This is a genomic window from Streptomyces hilarionis (assembly GCF_024539675.1).
In the GTDB taxonomy this organism is placed as follows: Bacteria; Actinomycetota; Actinomycetes; order Streptomycetales; family Streptomycetaceae; genus Streptomyces; species Streptomyces hilarionis.
Genome location: NZ_JAHHIT010000427.1, coordinates 1 through 476 on the forward strand (window position 1 = coordinate 1; position 476 = coordinate 476).

At 52.1% G+C, this 476-nt stretch carries 1 protein-coding gene; it reads right to left on the bottom strand.

The annotated features are described in order from the left end of the window. The coding region (locus tag KMS84_RS38975; protein ID WP_256921295.1) for a DUF4238 domain-containing protein at nucleotides 1–476 on the bottom strand (476 nt) is incomplete at both ends.

The following is a 476-nucleotide window of genomic DNA, read 5'->3' on the forward strand; positions in this document are numbered from 1 at the left end:
ATCCACAATCTTCTACCAACGATGGTCTCGGCTTTTAACAGTCCACCGCCATCCGGCAGGGGTTCTATTGAGATCTTGAAAAGGGAGAGAACATCGCTTTCCTCCAGGCCAATCGGTAGCCGCTCGTTTCTTCCAACCGATTCCTCCATTTCGCGGACTGAACGTTGGATTGTCTCATTCATCAACGCTTCCAATGTCTCGTTCTGGTTCCGAATGAATTGCCTAAGGCGAGCGGGAGTACGGACATCTAAGGCAGCCGCGAAACGTACAAGCCGCCTCCAGTGCTCAGGAAGAAGGCGGTCTTCACTGACAACTCGGCGGATAGCCTCTTCAGCAGGATTTTCAAATTCACTGTCGAGCCAGCGTTCGAACTCATCCGTCTCTTCCCGCCCTGCCAAGTAGGTGTAGAGATGCTGATGGAAGGCGATTCCTTTGAGGGATTGCTCCTTCCAGAGTGGGACGTTTTCATTCTGTAC